Source organism: Microbacterium helvum (assembly GCF_014779795.1).
Classification (GTDB): Bacteria; Actinomycetota; Actinomycetes; order Actinomycetales; family Microbacteriaceae; genus Microbacterium; species Microbacterium helvum.
In genome coordinates this window covers 71660-87806 of record NZ_JACXZS010000004.1, presented here as the reverse complement: position 1 = coordinate 87806, position 16147 = coordinate 71660, and the positions used below count along the sequence as shown (strand labels likewise).

Genomic DNA, 16147 nt, shown 5'->3' with positions numbered 1-16147 from the left:
GCGCCTGACCCCCGGCGCGTGTCGGCGCCCCCTCCTAGACTGGCGGGGTGACGGATGCCGCACTCCCCGCCGACGCCGGACTCGACGCCGCGCGGGCCGAAGCCCAGGACCTGACCGACCGCATCATCGGCGCACGCGACGCCTACTACGGCCGCAACGCCGAGATCGTCGACGACGCCACGTACGACGGCTGGATGCACCGGCTCGAAGAGCTGGAGCGCCTGCATCCCGAGCTGCAGGGCCAGGATTCGCCGACCCAGACGGTCGGCGCCGCCGAGAGCTCGATGTTCGCGCCCGTCGAGCACGCCGAGCGAATGCTGAGCCTCGACAACGTCTTCAGCCCCGAAGAGCTGCGGGAGTGGTGCGTCAAGGCCCAGGCAGGCGCCGGCCGCAGCGTGCGGTGGCTCACCGAGCTCAAGATCGACGGTCTCGCGATCAGCCTCCGGTACGAGAACGGCGTGCTGACCTCCGCCGCCACGCGCGGCGACGGCCGTGTGGGCGAAGACGTCACGGTGAACGCCGTGCGGGTCGCCGGCATCCCTCAGCGACTCGCCGGGACGGGGCATCCCGAGCTCGTCGAGGTGCGCGGCGAGGTGTTCATCCCTGTCGCCTCGTTCGAGAGGCTCAACGCCCTCCAGGCCGACATGCGCGACCGCGCCGTCGAAGAGACCAGGGCGCGCAGCCGCGCGTTCGACGAAGAGAAGGCGCGGCTGAGCGCCGAGCGGCGGTTCCCGTCGTTCGCCAATCCTCGCAACGCCGCATCGGGCGGTCTTCGGCAGCAGCTCGACAAGAAGGAGGGGCTGGAGCTCGAGGCGGGCCGGGCCCGGCTCGACTCGCTCCGCCTCTTCGTCCACGGCATCGGCGCGTGGAACCGGCCGCCGGTGGACTCGCAGAGCGAGACCTACGCGCTGCTGGCCGAATGGGGGCTGCCGACGAGCCCGTACTTCCGCACCACCGACGACATCGACGGCGTGCTCGACTTCGTCGCGTACTACGGCGAGCACCGGCACGATGTCGAGCACGAGATCGACGGCATCGTCGTGAAGGTCGACGAGCTCGCTCTGCACGACGAACTGGGCGCGACGAGCCGTGCGCCCCGCTGGGCGATCGCGTACAAGTACCCGCCCGAGCAGGTGAACACGAAGCTGCTCGACATCGTCGTGTCGGTGGGCCGCACCGGGCGTGCCACACCGTACGCCGTCATGGCGCCCGCGCGCGTGGCCGGTTCCGTCGTGCGTCAGGCGACCCTTCACAACCAGGACGTCGTGCGGGCGAAGGGCGTGCTCATCGGCGACACCGTGGTGCTGCGCAAGGCCGGCGACGTCATCCCCGAGGTGCTCGGGCCCGTCGTGGAGCTGCGCGACGGCACCGAGCGTGAATTCGTCATGCCGGCGGAGTGCCCCGAGTGCGGCTTCCCGCTGCGGCCGGCCAAAGAGGGCGACATCGACCTGCGCTGCCCGAACGCGCGGTCGTGCCCTGCCCAGGTGCGTGGACGCGTCGAGCACATCGGGTCACGGGGCGCGCTCGACATCGAGGTGCTGGGCGAGGTCACGGCGGCGGCCCTGACGCAGGCCGCGGCTCCCGCGCGCCCGCCGCTGGAGACCGAGGCGGGGCTGTTCTCGCTCTCGCTCGACGACCTGGTGCCGATATCGGTGATCGTGCGCGATGCCGAGACCGGCGAGCTGAAGGTCGACGACGAGACCGGGGAGCCGGTGCGTCGGGCACCGTTCCAGAAGCTCAGCCCGGCCCAGTACCCGCCGGGGACGGAGCACCTGACCCCGGCCGAGCGGCGCAAGGCCGGCATCCGCAAGGACTACCGCGAGGTGCTGCCGTCCGAGGCGGCGGTGAAGCTGCTCGCGGAGCTCGAGAAGGCGAAGACGAAGGAGCTCTGGCGCCTGCTCGTCGCGCTCAACATCCGGCACGTCGGCCCGGTGGCCGCTCGGGCGCTCGCGCAGTGGTTCGGATCGCTGGACGCGATCCGGGCCGCGGACCGCGAGCAGCTCGCCCAGGTCGAAGGCGTGGGCGGCATCATCGCGGATTCGCTGATCGAGTGGTTCGAGGTGGACTGGCACCGCGACATCGTCGACGAGTGGACGCGTGCGGGCGTGCAGTGGGCGACGCCCGGCCACCCCGGCCCGGGTGCGGCCGCCGTCGTCGGAGGCGTGCTGGCGGGGCTCACGGTCGTCGCGACCGGATCGCTCGAGGGCTTCACGCGTGAGGGCGCGCAAGAGGCCATCCTGAGCGCGGGCGGCAAGACGGCGTCCAGCGTCTCGAAGAAGACCGACTTCGTCGCTGCGGGCCCGGGTGCGGGCTCGAAGCTGGCCAAGGCCGAGGAGCTCGGCATCCGCATCCTGGACGCCGACCAGTTCCGGATCCTCGTCACCGAGGGGCCGGCGGCGCTGGACGCGCTGGAGCCCGACGCCGGCTGACCGACGCCGGGTATTGGGGGCGGGTCTCGTCGAGCCCCGGACTCAGTGTCGTAGGTATGTTCTAACGTCGATCCCATCGACGAAAGGACCCCCATGACCACCGCTCTCACGCCGTCGTCGCTCTGGCAGGACGAGGAGGACCGACGCACAGCTCAGGCGATCCGCGCGCACGGCACCCGCAACGAGTACGTGTTCGGCGACCTGCCGAAGCGCGAAGCACCGTTCGCCTACACGATCGGCCTGTTCGGTCTCGGGCATCCAGAGCTGCTCGTGTTCGGGCTCGACCCCCGCACATCGTCGCTGCTGCTCGACGACGTGGCCGCGCGGGTGCGCGGCGGCGACGATCTGCGGGCGGGTCAGGTGCTCTCGTTCGCGGGGTGGCGTCATCGGGTCGCAGTCGAAGCGGTGCCCAACCCGGGCGAGATCGTGTTCGCCGCCAACCGGTACTACGACCGGGCGGACGACCACTCCGTGCCGGTGTTCCAGCTCACCTACGACGACCGCGACGGCCGATTCCCGTGGGACGACCACTACGACACGGCGGCGTGGCTGCAGCCGCGTCCTGGCACGTTCCACGCCTGAGGCGGCGGGTCGCGCGGCCCGGCTCAGGAACCCGTGGTCAGGGTGAGCAGCCGGTCGCGCACCTGCCGGCGCAAGACCTTGCCGATGAGGGACTTCGGCAGTTCGTCGACGACGAAGATGCGGCGGGGCACCTTGTAGGGGGTGAGGATGCCGCGCGCGAAGTCCCGGATGGCCTCCACGTCGATCTCTTCGCCCGACGACACGACGATGGCCGCGACGACCTCCTCGCCCGAGTGCTCGCTCGGCAGTCCGACGACCGCCGCATCCTCGACCTGCGGGTGCTGACGCAGCGCGTTCTCGACCTCGGTGGGCGCGACGTTGAAGCCGCCGGTGATGATGAGCTCTTTGATGCGGTCCACGATGCGCACGAAACCGGCCTCGTCGATCGTGACGATGTCGCCGGTGCGGTACCAGCCGTCGACGAACACGGACTCGGTCTCTTCGGGCTTGCCGTAGTAGCCCGAGAAGACCTGCGGCCCGCGGACGACCAGTTCGCCGCGTTCACCCCGCGGCACGTCCTTGGTGGGGTCGTCGGGATCGACGACGCGGCATTCGGTGCCCGGCAGCGGAAGGCCGACCGTGCCCGGCACGCGGTTGTCGGCGACGGGGTTCGCCATCAGCACAGGCGAGCATTCGCTGAGGCCGTAGCCCTCGACGAGGTAGCCGCCGGTGGCGGCCTCGAACGGGATGACCAGCTCATGGGGCAGCGCCATGGCGCCCGAGATGGCCACCTCGGTGCCGGCGAGCGAGACGCCCTTCTCCCGAGCAGCGCGCAGCAGTCGCTCCGCGATCGGCGGCACGAGCGGCAGGAACGTGGCGGGGTGCTTCTTCGTCACCTCGAGCACCATGTCGGGATCGAACTTCGGGAACAGCACCAGGCGCGCGCCCATCGACATCGCGAACGTCAGGCACAGCGTCAGCCCGTACGCATGGAACATCGGCAGCACCGCGTACACGACGCATCCGTCGCCGCGCACGATCGACGGCACCCAGGCCCGTGCCTGCGCCGCGTTCGAGAGCAGGTTGCGGTGGGTGAGCGCGGCACCCTTGGGCGTTCCGGTGGTCCCGCTCGTGTACTGGATCAGCGCGAGGTCGTCGGTGGCCGGACGCGGGTGGGATGCCGGCAGCGCCGCGGTGCCGACCACCTGCTCCCAGGGCACGGTGCCCGACACGCGCTCGGTCAGCGCCTCGCGGGCCTCGCGCGCTTTCGCGATCGGCAGCGTGAGGGCCAGGCGGGTGCCGAACGGCATGGCCTTGGTGACGTCCACCGACACGAGGCTCGTGAGGGCGAGATCGGCGGGGAACTCCTGGACGGTCCGCACGACCTTGGTCCACACGATCGCGTGCTTCGCGCCGTGGTCCTCGAACTGCTTGCGCAGCTCGCGCGGCGTGTACAGCGGGTTGTGCTCGATGACGACGGCGCCGAGGCGCAGGATCGCGTAGAACGCCACGATGTGCTGCGGGCAGTTCGGCAGCACGATCGCCACCGGGTCGCCGGCCTTGACGCCGAGGTCGCGCAGACCCGCTGCGGCGCGCTCGATCTGCTCGTGCAGCGAGCGGTACGACGTCTCACGACCGAAGAACTGCAGGGCGGCGGCATCCGGGTAGTCCCTCGCCGACGCATCGACGATGTCGACGAGGGAGCCGGTCACGGGAGCGAGGTCCTCGGGGACGCCGTCTGCATAGCTGGCGGTCCACGGGCGCGGCGGGTCGTATGTCGTCACGGCGATCAGCCTACGCCGGGGCGCGCTTCCATCGCCGGACCTGGGGTCCGTGCGGGCGATGGCTCTCACGCGCGCCCCGGTAGTCTTGTCGGGTGTCTGAAATCACCCCCGATCTCGTGCGCCATCTCGGTGTGCTCGCCCGGATCCAGCTGAGCGACGAGGAGGTCGAGCGCCTCACCGGCCAGCTCGACGTCATCGTCGACAACATCGCCAAGGTGTCCGAGGTCGCCACGCCCGACGTTCCCGCGACGAGCCACCCGATCGCCCTCCAGAACGTGTTCCGTCCGGATGTCGCGGGTGGCCAGCTGACTCCGGCTCAGGTGCTGCAGAACGCACCGGATGCCGCGGACGGCCGCTTCCGCGTGACCGCGATCCTCGGCGAAGAACAGTAGAGGGGCTTCCGTGACCGATCTCACCCAGCTGAGCGCCGCTGCGCTCGCAGACAAGCTCGCCGCACGCGAGGTGTCGAGCGTCGAGGCCACGCAGGCCCACCTCGACCGGATCGCGGCGGTGGATGCCGACATCCACGCGTTCCTTCACGTCAGCGACCACGCACTCGAGGTGGCCGCCGACATCGACCGCCGCCGTGCCGCAGGCGAAGAGCTCAGTCCCGTCGCCGGCGTGCCGCTCGCGATCAAGGACGTGCTCGTCACGACCGACATGCCGTCGACGAGCGGCTCGAAGATCCTCGAGGGCTACCTGTCGCCGTACGACGCGACGGTCGTCGCGCGCGCCCGCGCGGCGGGACTCGTCCCGCTCGGCAAGACCAACATGGACGAGTTCGCCATGGGCTCGTCCACCGAGCACTCCGCGTACGGTCCGACCCGCAACCCGTGGGACCTGGACCGCATCCCCGGTGGCTCGGGCGGTGGCTCCGCGGCCGCGGTCGCCGCGTTCGAGGCGCCGCTCGCGCTCGGCTCCGACACGGGCGGATCGATCCGCCAGCCGGCGCACGTCACCGGCACCGTCGGGCTCAAGCCCACCTACGGGGCCGTGAGCCGGTACGGCGCCATCGCCCTCGCCTCGAGCCTCGACCAGGTCGGCCCCGTCACCCGCACCGTGCTGGACTCGGGCCTCCTGCACGACGTCATCGGCGGCCACGACCCGCACGACTCGACCTCGCTGTCTCACGCGTGGCCGTCGTTCGCCGCCGCGGCGCGCGAGGGTGCGACCGGAGAGGTGCTCAAGGGCCTCAAGGTGGGCGTGATCCGCGAGCTTCCCGACAGCGGCTTCCAGCCGGGCGTCTCCGAGTCGTTCCGCGGTGCGCTGGCCGCGATGGAGGCGCAGGGCGCCGAGATCGTCGAGATCAGCGCGCCGCACTTCGAGTACGGCGTCGCCGCGTACTACCTGATCCTTCCGGCCGAGGCATCCAGCAACCTCGCCAAGTTCGACTCGGTGCGGTTCGGCATGCGCCTCGACGTGCCCGGCGGCACGGTCGAGGACGTCATGGCGCGGACGCGCGATGCCGGGTTCGGCGAAGAAGTCAAGCGCCGCATCATCCTCGGCACGTACGCGCTGTCGGCCGGGTATTACGACGCGTACTACGGCTCGGCCCAGAAGGTGCGCACGCTCATCCAGCGCGACTTCGCCGACGCGTTCGCGCAGGTCGACGTCATCGCGACGCCGTCGGCGCCCACGACGGCCTTCAAGCTCGGCGAGAAGATCGACGACCCGCTGCAGATGTACCTCAACGACGTCACGACCATCCCCGCGAACCTCGCGGGCGTCCCCGGGATCTCGATCCCGTCGGGCCTGGCCGCCGAGGACGGCCTGCCGGTCGGCATCCAGTTCCTCGCCCCGGCGTACGAGGACGCGCGGCTGTACCGCGTCGGCGCCGCGCTGGAGGCATTGCTGGTGGACTCGTGGGGCGGACCGCTCCTCGACAGGGCTCCGGTCCTGGGCGCGAACGGAGGTGTCCGCTGATGGGCAAGGACAAGCTGATGGACTTCGACAAGGCGCTCGAGCTGTATGAGCCGGTGCTCGGCTTCGAGGTGCACGTCGAGCTGAACACCGAGAGCAAGATGTTCTCGTCGGCGCCGAACCCGGCGCACCCGTCGCAGCACGACGCCGAGCCGAACACGCTCGTCGCCCCCGTCGACATGGGTCTTCCCGGTGCGCTGCCCGTCGTCAACGAGCAGGCGGTGCGGTACTCGATCAGCCTGGGCCTGGCGCTCGGCTGTTCGATCGCCCCCTCGAGCCGCTTCGCGCGCAAGAACTACTTCTACCCGGACCTCGGCAAGAACTACCAGATCTCGCAGTACGACGAGCCCATCGCGTTCGAGGGCCAGGTCGAGGTCGAACTCGACGACGGCACGCTGGTGCAGATCCCCATCGAGCGGGCCCACATGGAAGAGGATGCCGGCAAGCTGACGCACGTCGGCGGTGCGACCGGTCGCATCCAGGGCGCCGAGTACTCGCTCGTCGACTACAACCGCGCCGGCGTGCCGCTCGTCGAGATCGTCACCAAGCCGATCTTCGGGGCCGAGGCGAACGCCCCGAAGCTCGCGGCGGCCTATGTCCGCGCGATCCGCGACATCGTGATCGGGCTGGGCATCTCAGAGGCACGCATGGAGCGCGGCAACCTGCGCTGCGACGCCAACGTGTCGCTGCGTCCGCGCGGCCAGGAGAAGCTCGGCACCCGTACCGAGACGAAGAACGTCAACTCGATGCGCTCCGTCGAGCGGGCGGTCCGCTACGAGATCCAGCGTCAGGCGGCGATCCTCGCCGCCGGCGGCGCGATCACGCAGGAGACGCGCCACTGGCACGAAGACACCGGGACCACGTCTCCGGGGCGCCCGAAGTCGGACGCCGACGACTACCGCTACTTCCCGGAGCCGGACCTGCTTCCGGTGGCTCCGGCGCCCGAGCTGATCGAGGAGCTGCGAGCTGCGCTGCCTGAGCAGCCGGCTGCTCGCCGTCGACGGCTGAAGGCAGATTGGGGCTTCACCGATCTGGAGTTCCAAGACGTCGTGAACGGCGGCCTGATCGACGCGGTCGAGGCGACCATCGCCGCGGGCGCTGGTGCGGCCGCGGCGCGCAAGTGGTGGACGGGTGAGATCACCCGCATCGCGAACGCCCAGCAGGCCGAGGCCGCCGAGCTGGTCACGCCGGCCAATGTCGCCGCGCTTCAGGCTCTGGTCGACGCAGGTACCCTCACCGACAAGCTCGCCCGCCAAGTGCTCGAAGGGGTCATCGCCGGCGAGGGCACCCCGCAGGAGGTCGTCGACGCCCGCGGTCTCGCCGTCGTGTCGGACGACGGCGCGCTGATCGCCGCGATCGACGACGCGCTCGCCGCCCAGCCCGACGTGCTGGCGAAGATCCGCGACGGCAAGGTGCAGGCCGCCGGCGCGGTCATCGGCGCGGTGATGAAGGCCATGAAGGGCCAGGCCGACGCCGCGCGCGTGCGCGAGCTCGTCCTGGAGCGTGCGGGCACGGCCTGATCGGCGACATCCCGTCAGAGACATCGGACAGCGGGGCGGCTCCTTCGGGAACCGCCCCGCTGTCCGATGTCGGAACCACCTGAAAGGATCGAGCCATGGGGCGTGGCGACGGAACCGGGCGGCTGGTCTCGCCCGAAGGCGCCGACGACACCGGAGCCGGGATCCTGCATGTCGACATGGATGCGTTCTACGCGTCGGTGGAGCAGCTCGACGACCCGTCTCTTCGCGGCAAGGCGATCATCATCGGAGCACCCGAGAGCCGTTCCGTGGTGTCGAGCGCGTCGTACGAGGCGCGACGGTTCGGCGTGCGGTCGGCGATGCCGGTGGGGCAGGCGCTCCGGCTGTGCCCGCACGCGATCGTGGTGCAGCCGCACTTCGAGCGCTACCTCGAGATGTCGGCGCAGGTGATGCGCGTCTTCCGGGAGGTCACGCCGCTCGTCGAGCCCCTGTCGATCGACGAGGCGTTCCTCGATGTTCGCGGCGCGCGGCGCCTGTGGGGGAGTCCGGGCGAGATCGCCAGGATGCTCCGCGCACGCGTGCTCGACGAGACCGGGCTCACCTGCAGCATCGGCGTCGCGGCGACAAAGCACGTCGCCAAGATGGCCTCGACCATCAGCAAGCCGGACGGACTGCTGATCATCGCCGAGGCAGACACCGCGGCGTTCCTCGCCCCGCGCTCCGTGCGCGCGCTGTGGGGTGTCGGGCCGAAGACCTCCGAGGCACTCGAGGGACGCGGCATCCACACCATCGCCGACGTGCTCGATACTCCGCGCGAGGTGCTGGACCGCGCGCTCGGACCGGCGATGGGGGAGCGCGTGTGGCATCTCGCCCGCGGCATCGATGCGCGCGAGGTCGACACGACGCGGGTCGAGAAGAGCATCGGCCACGAAGAGACCTTCCACGAAGACATCGGCGACGCCACGATCCTGCGATCCGAACTGCGGCGGCTCGCGGACCGCGTCGGCGCCAGGCTGCGCGGCAACGGCTGGGAGGCTTCCACCGTCGCCATCAAGGTGCGATTCGCCGACTTCACGACGATCTCGCGGTCGCAGACGCTGCCCGAGCCGACGGCGGTCGGACAACGGATCGGGGATGCTGCGCACGAGCTGTTCGCGTCGATCGATCGTTCGCTGCCGATCAGGCTGATCGGCGTGCGCGCCGAGAAGCTCCGGCCGTCAGGATCGGCCGCGCCCGCGCTGTGGGACGACGACGAGGGCTGGCGTCGCGTGGAGGATGCCCTCGACGACGCGACCGCGCGCTTCGGCCGCGGCGCGGTCACGCGGGCGACCCTGCTCGGATCCCGGGGCGGTGGCACGCTGCCGTCGAATCCGCCGGCGCCGCGCTCCGATCAGTCCTGACGTGTCTGACCGCGACCGCGATCTGTGCGAGAGCGGGAACGACCGGTACGTTGGACCCATGCCCAACATCGCACTCGAACTCGGCAAGCAGTCGGCGTCCTTCGGCGTGAAGAGCGCATACGGCGAGCAGCAGGACGTCGACGGCGTCACGCTCATCCCCGTCGCCGTGACCTGGTCCGGCTTCGGCGGCGGATCTGACGAGGCCGGCAACGGCGGAGGCGGTGGCGGCGGGTACGCGATCCCGATCGGCGCGTACATCCGCCGGGGCGACGATCTGCGTTTCGAGCCGAACATCATCGCCCTGCTGGCCGTCGCGATCCCGTTCGTCTTCTTCGCCGGGCGTGCGCTCAGTCGTGTCATCCGCACCCTCAAGAAGTGACGCCGACCCGGTCGCGACGTCTCTCGCTCTCGCAGTCGGGCATCTGACGACGGCGATCGAGCAGGTCGCGGCATCCAATCCGGTCGTTCTTATCGACGGGCGCAGCGGAGCCGGCAAGAGCTCGCTCGCGCGAGCGCTCGTGTCGCGATGGCCCCTTCGCGGGCGCGTGCAGCTCGTCGCGCTGGACTCGATCTATCCGGGCTGGGACGGACTCGACGACGGCGTGGAGCTGGCTCGGGAACTGATCCTGACCCCGCACGCGCGGGGAGTCGTCGGCGTGTGGCAGCGCTGGGACTGGACGATGGGGGAGCCGGCAGAGGCTCACGCGGTCGACCCGTCGCTTCCGTTGATCGTCGAGGGAGCCGGGATGCTGACGCCCGCCACCGCTCGCCTCGGGGATGTGCGCGTGTGGCTGGAGTCGCCGGCCGCCTCGCGCAAGCAGCGGGCCCTGGACCGCGACGGGGACGCTTTCCGGCCGCATTGGGACCGCTGGGCCCGGCAGGAGCAGCGACACGTCGAGAGGGACGACCCGATGCGTCTTGCGACGCACCTGTTCCCGGTTCCGTGAGGATGCCCTGAACCTCTGCGCCGGGGGCCGCTAGTCGCGGTCCACCGCCGCGACGAGGCCGTCGAGCCGATATCCGAGCCACTCGTAGATCCCGAAGCGCGGGTTCTGCGCGTCGTGGTCCTCGGCGTCGGTGACGCCCAGGCGCAAGGCCAGGACGAGTCGCACGGCCGCGAGCGTGCGCAGCCATGCCTGGACGGATCCGGGCTCGAGCCGGATCTCGACCTCTTCCAGGAGCGTCGGGTCGTCCGGATCGTCGGAGACGGGAGCCGCGTCCGCGAGCGAGAACAGGACGACCTCGGCGTCCGCGCGACGGCGCGTGAGCAGGTCGGCCTCGGTCACCGAACGGAACTCTCGCGCGGCGTCGTCGTCGTCGGGATACGGTGTGGGCACCAGCCGGGCGATCGCGGGGTCGCCGTCGAGCGGCGAGGACTCGTCGAGCAGCTCGGCGAACTGACCCACCAGACCGGACAGGTGCGCCGCCTCGATCCGCGCCAGCACGAGGACGACGACGCGGTCGCTCACGCGGGCTCCTGCCTGACGGTGGCCCAGAGTCCGTAGTCGTGCATCGCCTGTGCGTGAAGCTCCATCTGCTCGCGCGCGCCCTGCGAGACGACCGCGTGACCTTCATGATGGACGGCGAGCATGAGGCGCTCGGCCTCCGCGCGCGGCAACCCGAAGTACTCGCGGAAGACGTGCGTCACGTAGCTCATCAGGTTGACCGGGTCATCCCACACGACGGTCTGCCACGGGCGATCGGGATCGGTCCGCCTCGCCAGGCCGAGCTCTTCGTCTACCGACGGCGTCGCGAGCGGAGTCATCAGGCCCATCCCAGCTCGTGCAGGCGGTCGTCATCGATCCCGTAGAAGTGCGCGATCTCGTGGACGAGCGTCGTATGGATCTCGTCGCGGAGTGCTGCCTCGTCGTCGCACACCGCGAGATGAGGTTCGCGGTACACCAGGATGCGATCGGGGAGCTCGCCGATGCCGTACCGGTCGCGCTCCGTGAGCGCCCAGCCGTCGTACAGTCCCAGAAGGTCGAGGCTGCCGTCCTCCGGCCGGTCCTCCACCACGAAGACGACGTTGTCGAGCCCGGCGACCATGTCGTCAGGAAGGGCGTCGAGCTCGTCGATCACGAGCGACTCGAAGGTCGCGGCATCCATCTCCATACCGTCTGCCACGATACCCGCTGACGTGGGCGCGGGTCGCGAGACGGGCCGCTGGAGGGGGCTCGAGCACGGGGCTTTCAGGTGAGGGCCGGTAGGGTGGGCGCTTTGCCGACTGCAGCACCACGAGGAATCCATGTCTCGCGCGCTGTGCGCCCTGTTCGTCGCCGGAACGCTCGCCCTCGGCCTCACCGCCTGCGCGGGCGCAGATGTCGGGCGCGACGGCGGCGACGCGCAGCCGCAACCCACCGCTGAGCCGGTGGAGACGACCGCCGGATCGGACGATGCGTCGACCGCCGCGGAGGCGGGCGCTGCGCTGTGCCAGGCGGGTCCGGAAGCGGATGTCTGCGTGATCGAGTCCCGCGAGGCCGACACCGACGTCACGCTCGACGCGTATCGAGTGGTCAAAGTCATCGACTCGTCGTTGCGCGGCGTGGTGACGATCTCAGGTGCCGAACAGGTCGTCGTGCAGAGAGTGACCATCGCGGGCGACCTGATGCTCACGCAGAACGCGGGGCTCGTGCTCAAGAACAGCACCGTGACCGGCAGCGTGACCGCGTCGGGCGGTGAGCACGCCACGCTGGTCGCCAACACCGTGGCGGGCGATCTGAACTGCGACGGCGCACGGGTGGCAGGCGAGGACAACCACGTTTCGGGCGCCAGCGCCTGCGCAGGGCTGCGCTGACGGGCGTGGCGTCGGGAGAAGCAGAAGAGGTCCGGCCCTCGGCGAGATTCTCACTCGCCGAGGGCCGGACCTCTTCTCACTGTGGGGTGGCTGACGGGGCTTGAACCCGCGACCCCCGCGACCACAACGCGGTGCTCTACCAACTGAGCTACAGCCACCATGCTTCCCGCTCGCGCGGGCAACCAGACGATTCTCTCACACCTCAGGGGCAAACGATGACACGGCGGCGGCGGCGGCCGCCCGTGCCCCATCGCTGGTCGGTCCGGGCTCCGGCACGAAGACCGCCTGACGGTAGTACGCGAGCTCTCTGACCGACTCGATGATGTCTGCGAGGGCGCGGTGGCCGCCGTCCTTCGCGGGTGCATGGATGTACGCGCGCGGATACCAGCGGCGAGCGAGCTCTTTGATGCTGGAGACGTCGACATTGCGGTAGTGCAGCCAGTGGTCCACACGCGGCATGTACTTCGCGAGGAACATCCGGTCCGTGCCGATCGTGTTGCCGGCCAGCGGCGCCTTGCCCTCGAGAGGGACGAAGCGCTGGATGTACTCGAGCACCTGGAACTCGGCGTCGGCCACGGTGACGCCGTGCGGGATCTCATCGAGCAGCCCGGAGGAGCGGTGCATGTTCGTCACGAACTCGTTCATGTGCTCGAGCGCCGACGCGTCGGGCTTGATCACCACGTGGAACCCGGGATCGAGCAGGCGCAGTTCGAAGTCGGTCACGATGACGGCGATCTCGACGAGCTCGTCGACTGCGAGGTCGAGTCCCGTCATCTCGCAGTCGATCCACACCAGGCGATCGTTGTCGGATGCCCCCACCATGTGCTCCATCCTCGTGGCGGGCTCCGACATCGCGGTGCCCGGATAAGGGGCTCGGCGTCTCCGCCGAGCCCCGGTGCCCCCCCGGGAGGATTCGAACCCCCGACCTGGCGGGTAGAAACCGCTCGCTCTGTCCCCTGAGCTACGGAGGGAAGGGTGAGTTCCCAGATTACCCGGTTGCGCGACACCGCCGCGGACTCTGGCTTCTCAGGGCCACTGGCATGTTGTCAGGGGTGGGCGTAGCGTCGGCATCGGAGGCCTCGAAAGGAGTTCACGATGAGCACCACGCGGACGCACCACCCGCTGTGGGTCGCCTTCGGCGCCGGCGGCGTCGTCGGAAGCATCCGCAAGGACGACGACGGGTACACCGTCACCATGGCCGGCGCCGACCAGGCGGCTGGCACGTATCCCACGATGGAGATCGCCAAGAGCGCGCTTCACGCTCGCATGACGCCGGGGAGCGACTGGCCGCAATTCCAGGAGCACTGAGCCCGCCGTCGCGGTGGTTGTGGCCGGCACTCGCCGGACGCGACGAATCGCGTCAGGGGGCCGGCTCGGGCGCCGGGTCGGTGGCGGTGATCGCATCCGCGGCGCCGGCGTATTCACCGTCCGTCGCCGTGCGACGCCTCGGGCGCGTGTCGAGCAGCGGAAGCGCGACATGCACGAGAGGACCGATCAGCACGGCGAAGAGCACGGTGCCGATGCCGACGGTCCCGCCGAGCACCCAGCCGATCGCCAGCACCGTCAATTCGACGAGAGCGCGGCACAACCAGATGGGCCAGCCGAGGCGCGCGTTGAGCCCCGTCATCAGGCCGTCCCGCGGGCCGGGGCCGAAACGCGCGCCGATGTAGAGGCCCGATGCCAGCGCCACCAGCACGATGCCGGCGAGCAGCGTCACCGCCTGGCCGAGGATTCCGCTGATCGGCGGCACGACGCCGAGGACCAGCTGCATGCTGGTGCCCACCAGCAGGATGTTCGCCACCGTGCCGATGCCCGGCCGCTGCCGAAGGGGGATCCACAGCAGCAGCACGAAGAAGCCGACGATGTTCGTGATCCAGCCGATCCCGACGCCGGTCCGCAGCGACAGCCCCTGTGCGAACACCGTCCACGGGTCGACGCCGAGGCCGGCTTCCACGGTGAGCGCGCAGCCGGCCCCGTACAGGAACAGGCCGATCACGAGCTGGGGGACACGGCGAGGCATGCACCCATCCAATCGCACAATTGGCTCGTCGCAAGCAGTCCAATGTCACTAGGCTGGCTCCATGGACTCCCGTGTCTCGGCTCGTGCCCTTGCCCTCTCGCTCGGCGGGTGGCGCACGCGCGAGCCCGCCTACGAGGCGCTGGCCGACGGCATCCGTCTGCTGTGCCTCGACAATCGACTGGCTCCGCGGACGACGCTGCCTGCCGAGCGCGAGCTGGCCGCCGCCCTCCACGTGAGTCGCAGCACCGTCGCCGCCGCGTACCGCAGCCTGCGCGAGACCGGGCACATCGCGAGCCTGCGCGGTTCGGGCAGCGTGACCCTGCCCGTCGGCCACCGTGACACCGGGCGCGCCACCGCCGCGCCCGGCATGATCGACCTTCAGCAGGCCAGTCCGCCGGCATGGCCCGGGCTCGCCGGTGTCATGGCGGACGCGGCCACGGGTGCTGCGGCACTCATCTCGCGGGTCGGGTACGACGTGCTCGGAGGGATCGAGCTGCGCGAGGAGATCGCCCGCCGCTACGCCGAACGCGGCATACCGACGTCGCCCGACGAGGTGCTCGTCACGACCGGTGCCCAGAGCGCCATCCACCTGGTGTCGTCGGTGCTGCTCGGGCGCGGCGATCGCGTCGTGGTCGAGACGCCGACGTACCCGCACGCCGTCGACGCCCTGCGGCGCGCCGGGGGTCGCCTCGTCGGGGTGCCCGTGACCACCGACGACGGCTGGGACATCGACCGCGCCGAGCAGGTCTTCGCCCGGACTCTCCCGGTCATGGCATACCTGATGCCGGACTTCCAGAACCCCACCGGCCGCAGCATGAGCACGGCCGAGCGTGCGGCGGTCCTCACCGCGGGCGAGCGGGCCGGCACGGTGCTCGTGCTCGACGAGACGACGGCCGACCTCGACATCGATCGCGGCCCGGTCGCGGCGGGATTCCAGGGGGCGGAGCCGGGGACGGTCGTGCGGATCGGGTCGCTCGGCAAGACCGTGTGGGGCGGCCTGCGCGTCGGCTGGGTGCGGGCCGACGGAGAGCTCATCCGGCGGCTGGTCGCGGCGAGACCCGCGCACGATCTCGGCACGCCGGAGTTCGAGCAGGCGATCGCGGCCCGGCTGCTCGGCGACTTCGATGCGATCGTGGCGCAGCGCTCGGATCTGCTGCGCGCAGGAAGGGATGCCGTCGTCGGCGCACTGCGGCAGCATCTGCCGTCCTGGCGCATTCCCGACGTGCACGGCGGTGTCGCGCTGTGGATCGAACTGGATGCGCCGCTCAGTTCGGCGCTGGTGATGGAGGCGCGCGCTCGCGGCGTCCTCCTGACTGCGGGCTCGCGCTTCTCGATCGAGGGCGGTCATGACCGTCATCTGCGGGTGCCGTTCACGTCTCCGCCCGACGACATGGTGCGCGCCGCGCGGGTGCTCGCCGATTCGTGGGCGGCCGTGCGCGCCGGCGCGCCGTCGGTCATCGACGCACACGTCGGCGCGGTGGTCTGACGCCGCTCAGCGCCCCAGACGCAACGCCTCGACGGCGTCGTCCGCATTCCAGAAGTCGCCGAGATCCCGGAACGCATGTGCAGCCGCGTGGTACCGCCGTGCGCGGTACCGAGTGCCGCCGATCTCGGGGACGGCCTGAAGATGCCCGATCACGAGGCCGGTGCCGTCGATCACGCGCCAGAGGTCGGAGGCTGCGCGATCGAGCCGCACCCGGGCGGTCATCGACACGCGCGGCGGCTCCGGCGGCGCCATTTCGAGGATGTGGGTCATGTCGTCTCCCTTCACCTAGAAGATATGTTCGACCTCCGACATCG

The 16147-nt window shown here is 70.5% G+C and carries 18 protein-coding genes and 2 tRNA genes; 11 read left to right on the top strand and 9 right to left on the bottom strand.

Features of this window, described 5'->3' with window-relative positions; translation table 11 throughout:
- Window positions 1-47 precede the first annotated feature (47 nt).
- Both ligA and IF188_RS07385 read left to right on the top strand, forming a co-directional pair.
- Entirely contained in the window at window positions 48-2429 is a 2382-nt protein-coding gene (ligA, locus tag IF188_RS07390; RefSeq protein ID WP_191171143.1) for an NAD-dependent DNA ligase LigA, read from the top strand.
- Window positions 2430-2522: 93 nt separating this feature from the next.
- Window positions 2523-3011: a DUF4262 domain-containing protein gene (locus IF188_RS07385; RefSeq protein WP_191171142.1), complete on the top strand. Its 489-nt coding sequence runs from the start codon at window positions 2523-2525 to the stop codon at window positions 3009-3011.
- 23 nt (window positions 3012-3034) lie between these two features.
- On the opposite strand, the gene IF188_RS07380 is transcribed toward IF188_RS07385, so the two are convergent.
- The gene (locus tag IF188_RS07380; RefSeq protein WP_191171141.1) at window positions 3035-4735 is read right to left on the bottom strand and encodes a long-chain-fatty-acid--CoA ligase; all 1701 of its coding nucleotides are present in this window, start codon (window positions 4733-4735) and stop codon (window positions 3035-3037) included.
- A 92-nt stretch (window positions 4736-4827) separates the two neighbouring features.
- On the opposite strand from IF188_RS07380, the gene gatC reads away from it, so the two are divergent.
- The 6 genes from gatC to IF188_RS07350 all read left to right on the top strand — a co-directional run bounded on the left by gatC (window position 4828) and on the right by IF188_RS07350 (window position 10480).
- A complete protein-coding gene (gene gatC / locus IF188_RS07375; protein ID WP_191171140.1) occupies window positions 4828-5127 on the top strand; it encodes an Asp-tRNA(Asn)/Glu-tRNA(Gln) amidotransferase subunit GatC in 300 nt (99 codons plus the stop codon).
- A 10-nt stretch (window positions 5128-5137) separates the two neighbouring features.
- Window positions 5138-6658, top strand: a complete 1521-nt coding sequence (gene gatA, locus IF188_RS07370) for an Asp-tRNA(Asn)/Glu-tRNA(Gln) amidotransferase subunit GatA (protein ID WP_191171139.1) — start codon at window positions 5138-5140, stop codon at window positions 6656-6658.
- Window positions 6658-8175: an Asp-tRNA(Asn)/Glu-tRNA(Gln) amidotransferase subunit GatB gene (gatB, locus tag IF188_RS07365; protein WP_191171138.1), complete on the top strand. Its 1518-nt coding sequence runs from the start codon at window positions 6658-6660 to the stop codon at window positions 8173-8175. The genes gatA and gatB overlap by 1 nt, the downstream gene beginning before the upstream one ends.
- 95 nt (window positions 8176-8270) lie before the next feature.
- A complete protein-coding gene (locus tag IF188_RS07360) occupies window positions 8271-9533 on the top strand; it encodes a DNA polymerase IV (protein WP_191171137.1) in 1263 nt (420 codons plus the stop codon).
- 58 nt (window positions 9534-9591) lie between these two features.
- The gene (locus IF188_RS07355; RefSeq protein WP_191171136.1) at window positions 9592-9912 is read left to right on the top strand and encodes a hypothetical protein; all 321 of its coding nucleotides are present in this window, start codon (window positions 9592-9594) and stop codon (window positions 9910-9912) included.
- Window positions 9887-10480, top strand: coding sequence for a nucleoside/nucleotide kinase family protein (locus IF188_RS07350; RefSeq protein ID WP_318152830.1), 594 nt, complete (start codon window positions 9887-9889; stop codon window positions 10478-10480). The genes IF188_RS07355 and IF188_RS07350 overlap by 26 nt, the downstream gene beginning before the upstream one ends.
- A gap of 30 nt (window positions 10481-10510) precedes the next feature.
- Here IF188_RS07350 and IF188_RS07345 read toward each other — a convergent pair whose 3' ends face one another.
- The 3 genes from IF188_RS07345 to IF188_RS07335 are packed head-to-tail and all read right to left on the bottom strand — an operon-like array spanning window position 10511 to window position 11645.
- Complete coding sequence (locus tag IF188_RS07345; protein ID WP_318152829.1) at window positions 10511-11002, bottom strand: DUF2017 family protein; 492 nt, start codon at window positions 11000-11002, stop codon at window positions 10511-10513.
- Entirely contained in the window at window positions 10999-11307 is a 309-nt protein-coding gene (clpS, locus tag IF188_RS07340; protein ID WP_191171135.1) for an ATP-dependent Clp protease adapter ClpS, read from the bottom strand. The genes IF188_RS07345 and clpS overlap by 4 nt, the downstream gene beginning before the upstream one ends.
- A complete protein-coding gene (locus IF188_RS07335; RefSeq protein ID WP_191171375.1) occupies window positions 11298-11645 on the bottom strand; it encodes a metallopeptidase family protein in 348 nt (115 codons plus the stop codon). The genes clpS and IF188_RS07335 overlap by 10 nt, the downstream gene beginning before the upstream one ends.
- 133 nt (window positions 11646-11778) lie before the next feature.
- Here IF188_RS07335 and IF188_RS07330 point away from each other — a divergent pair, with 133 nt between their 5' ends.
- Entirely contained in the window at window positions 11779-12327 is a 549-nt protein-coding gene (locus tag IF188_RS07330; RefSeq protein ID WP_191171134.1) for a hypothetical protein, read from the top strand.
- An 82-nt stretch (window positions 12328-12409) separates the two neighbouring features.
- On the opposite strand, the gene IF188_RS07325 is transcribed toward IF188_RS07330, so the two are convergent.
- From IF188_RS07325 to IF188_RS07315, 3 genes are all read right to left on the bottom strand, one after another.
- Window positions 12410-12485, bottom strand: a tRNA-His gene (locus IF188_RS07325).
- Between the two features lie 37 nt (window positions 12486-12522).
- Window positions 12523-13149 carry an oligoribonuclease gene (gene orn, locus IF188_RS07320; RefSeq protein WP_191171133.1) on the bottom strand — a complete coding sequence of 209 codons (627 nt, stop codon included), beginning with the start codon at window positions 13147-13149 and terminating at the stop codon, window positions 12523-12525.
- Window positions 13150-13225: 76 nt separating this feature from the next.
- Window positions 13226-13298 (bottom strand) — tRNA-Arg (locus IF188_RS07315).
- A 124-nt stretch (window positions 13299-13422) separates the two neighbouring features.
- Here IF188_RS07315 and IF188_RS07310 point away from each other — a divergent pair.
- Window positions 13423-13635, top strand: a complete 213-nt coding sequence (locus IF188_RS07310; protein WP_191171132.1) for a methyltransferase — start codon at window positions 13423-13425, stop codon at window positions 13633-13635.
- Between the two features lie 52 nt (window positions 13636-13687).
- On the opposite strand, the gene yczE is transcribed toward IF188_RS07310, so the two are convergent.
- A complete protein-coding gene (yczE, locus tag IF188_RS07305; RefSeq protein ID WP_224751599.1) occupies window positions 13688-14347 on the bottom strand; it encodes a membrane protein YczE in 660 nt (219 codons plus the stop codon).
- A gap of 61 nt (window positions 14348-14408) precedes the next feature.
- Here yczE and yczR point away from each other — a divergent pair, with 61 nt between their 5' ends.
- Complete coding sequence (yczR, locus tag IF188_RS07300) at window positions 14409-15833, top strand: MocR-like transcription factor YczR (RefSeq protein ID WP_191171131.1); 1425 nt, start codon at window positions 14409-14411, stop codon at window positions 15831-15833.
- Between the two features lie 6 nt (window positions 15834-15839).
- Here yczR and IF188_RS07295 read toward each other — a convergent pair whose 3' ends face one another.
- Window positions 15840-16103 carry a hypothetical protein gene (locus IF188_RS07295; protein ID WP_191171130.1) on the bottom strand — a complete coding sequence of 88 codons (264 nt, stop codon included), beginning with the start codon at window positions 16101-16103 and terminating at the stop codon, window positions 15840-15842.
- Between the last annotated feature and the right edge of the window lie 44 nt (window positions 16104-16147).

Bases quoted from the DNA above. Each gene is read 5' to 3' on its own strand.
- IF188_RS07385 (WP_191171142.1), top strand. From the start codon at position 2,523: ATGACCACCGCTCTCACGCCGTCGTCGCTCTGGCAGGACGAGGAGGAC.
- gatB (WP_191171138.1), top strand. From the start codon at position 6,658: ATGGGCAAGGACAAGCTGATGGACTTCGACAAGGCGCTCGAGCTGTAT.
- IF188_RS07360 (WP_191171137.1), top strand. From the start codon at position 8,271: ATGGGGCGTGGCGACGGAACCGGGCGGCTGGTCTCGCCCGAAGGCGCC.
- IF188_RS07355 (WP_191171136.1), top strand. From the start codon at position 9,592: ATGCCCAACATCGCACTCGAACTCGGCAAGCAGTCGGCGTCCTTCGGC.
- clpS (WP_191171135.1), bottom strand. From the start codon at position 11,307: ATGGGCCTGATGACTCCGCTCGCGACGCCGTCGGTAGACGAAGAGCTC.
- IF188_RS07335 (WP_191171375.1), bottom strand. From the start codon at position 11,645: ATGGAGATGGATGCCGCGACCTTCGAGTCGCTCGTGATCGACGAGCTC.
- IF188_RS07330 (WP_191171134.1), top strand. From the start codon at position 11,779: ATGTCTCGCGCGCTGTGCGCCCTGTTCGTCGCCGGAACGCTCGCCCTC.
- orn (WP_191171133.1), bottom strand. From the start codon at position 13,149: ATGGTGGGGGCATCCGACAACGATCGCCTGGTGTGGATCGACTGCGAG.
- IF188_RS07310 (WP_191171132.1), top strand. From the start codon at position 13,423: ATGAGCACCACGCGGACGCACCACCCGCTGTGGGTCGCCTTCGGCGCC.
- yczE (WP_224751599.1), bottom strand. From the start codon at position 14,347: ATGCCTCGCCGTGTCCCCCAGCTCGTGATCGGCCTGTTCCTGTACGGG.
- yczR (WP_191171131.1), top strand. From the start codon at position 14,409: ATGGACTCCCGTGTCTCGGCTCGTGCCCTTGCCCTCTCGCTCGGCGGG.
- IF188_RS07295 (WP_191171130.1), bottom strand. From the start codon at position 16,103: ATGACCCACATCCTCGAAATGGCGCCGCCGGAGCCGCCGCGCGTGTCG.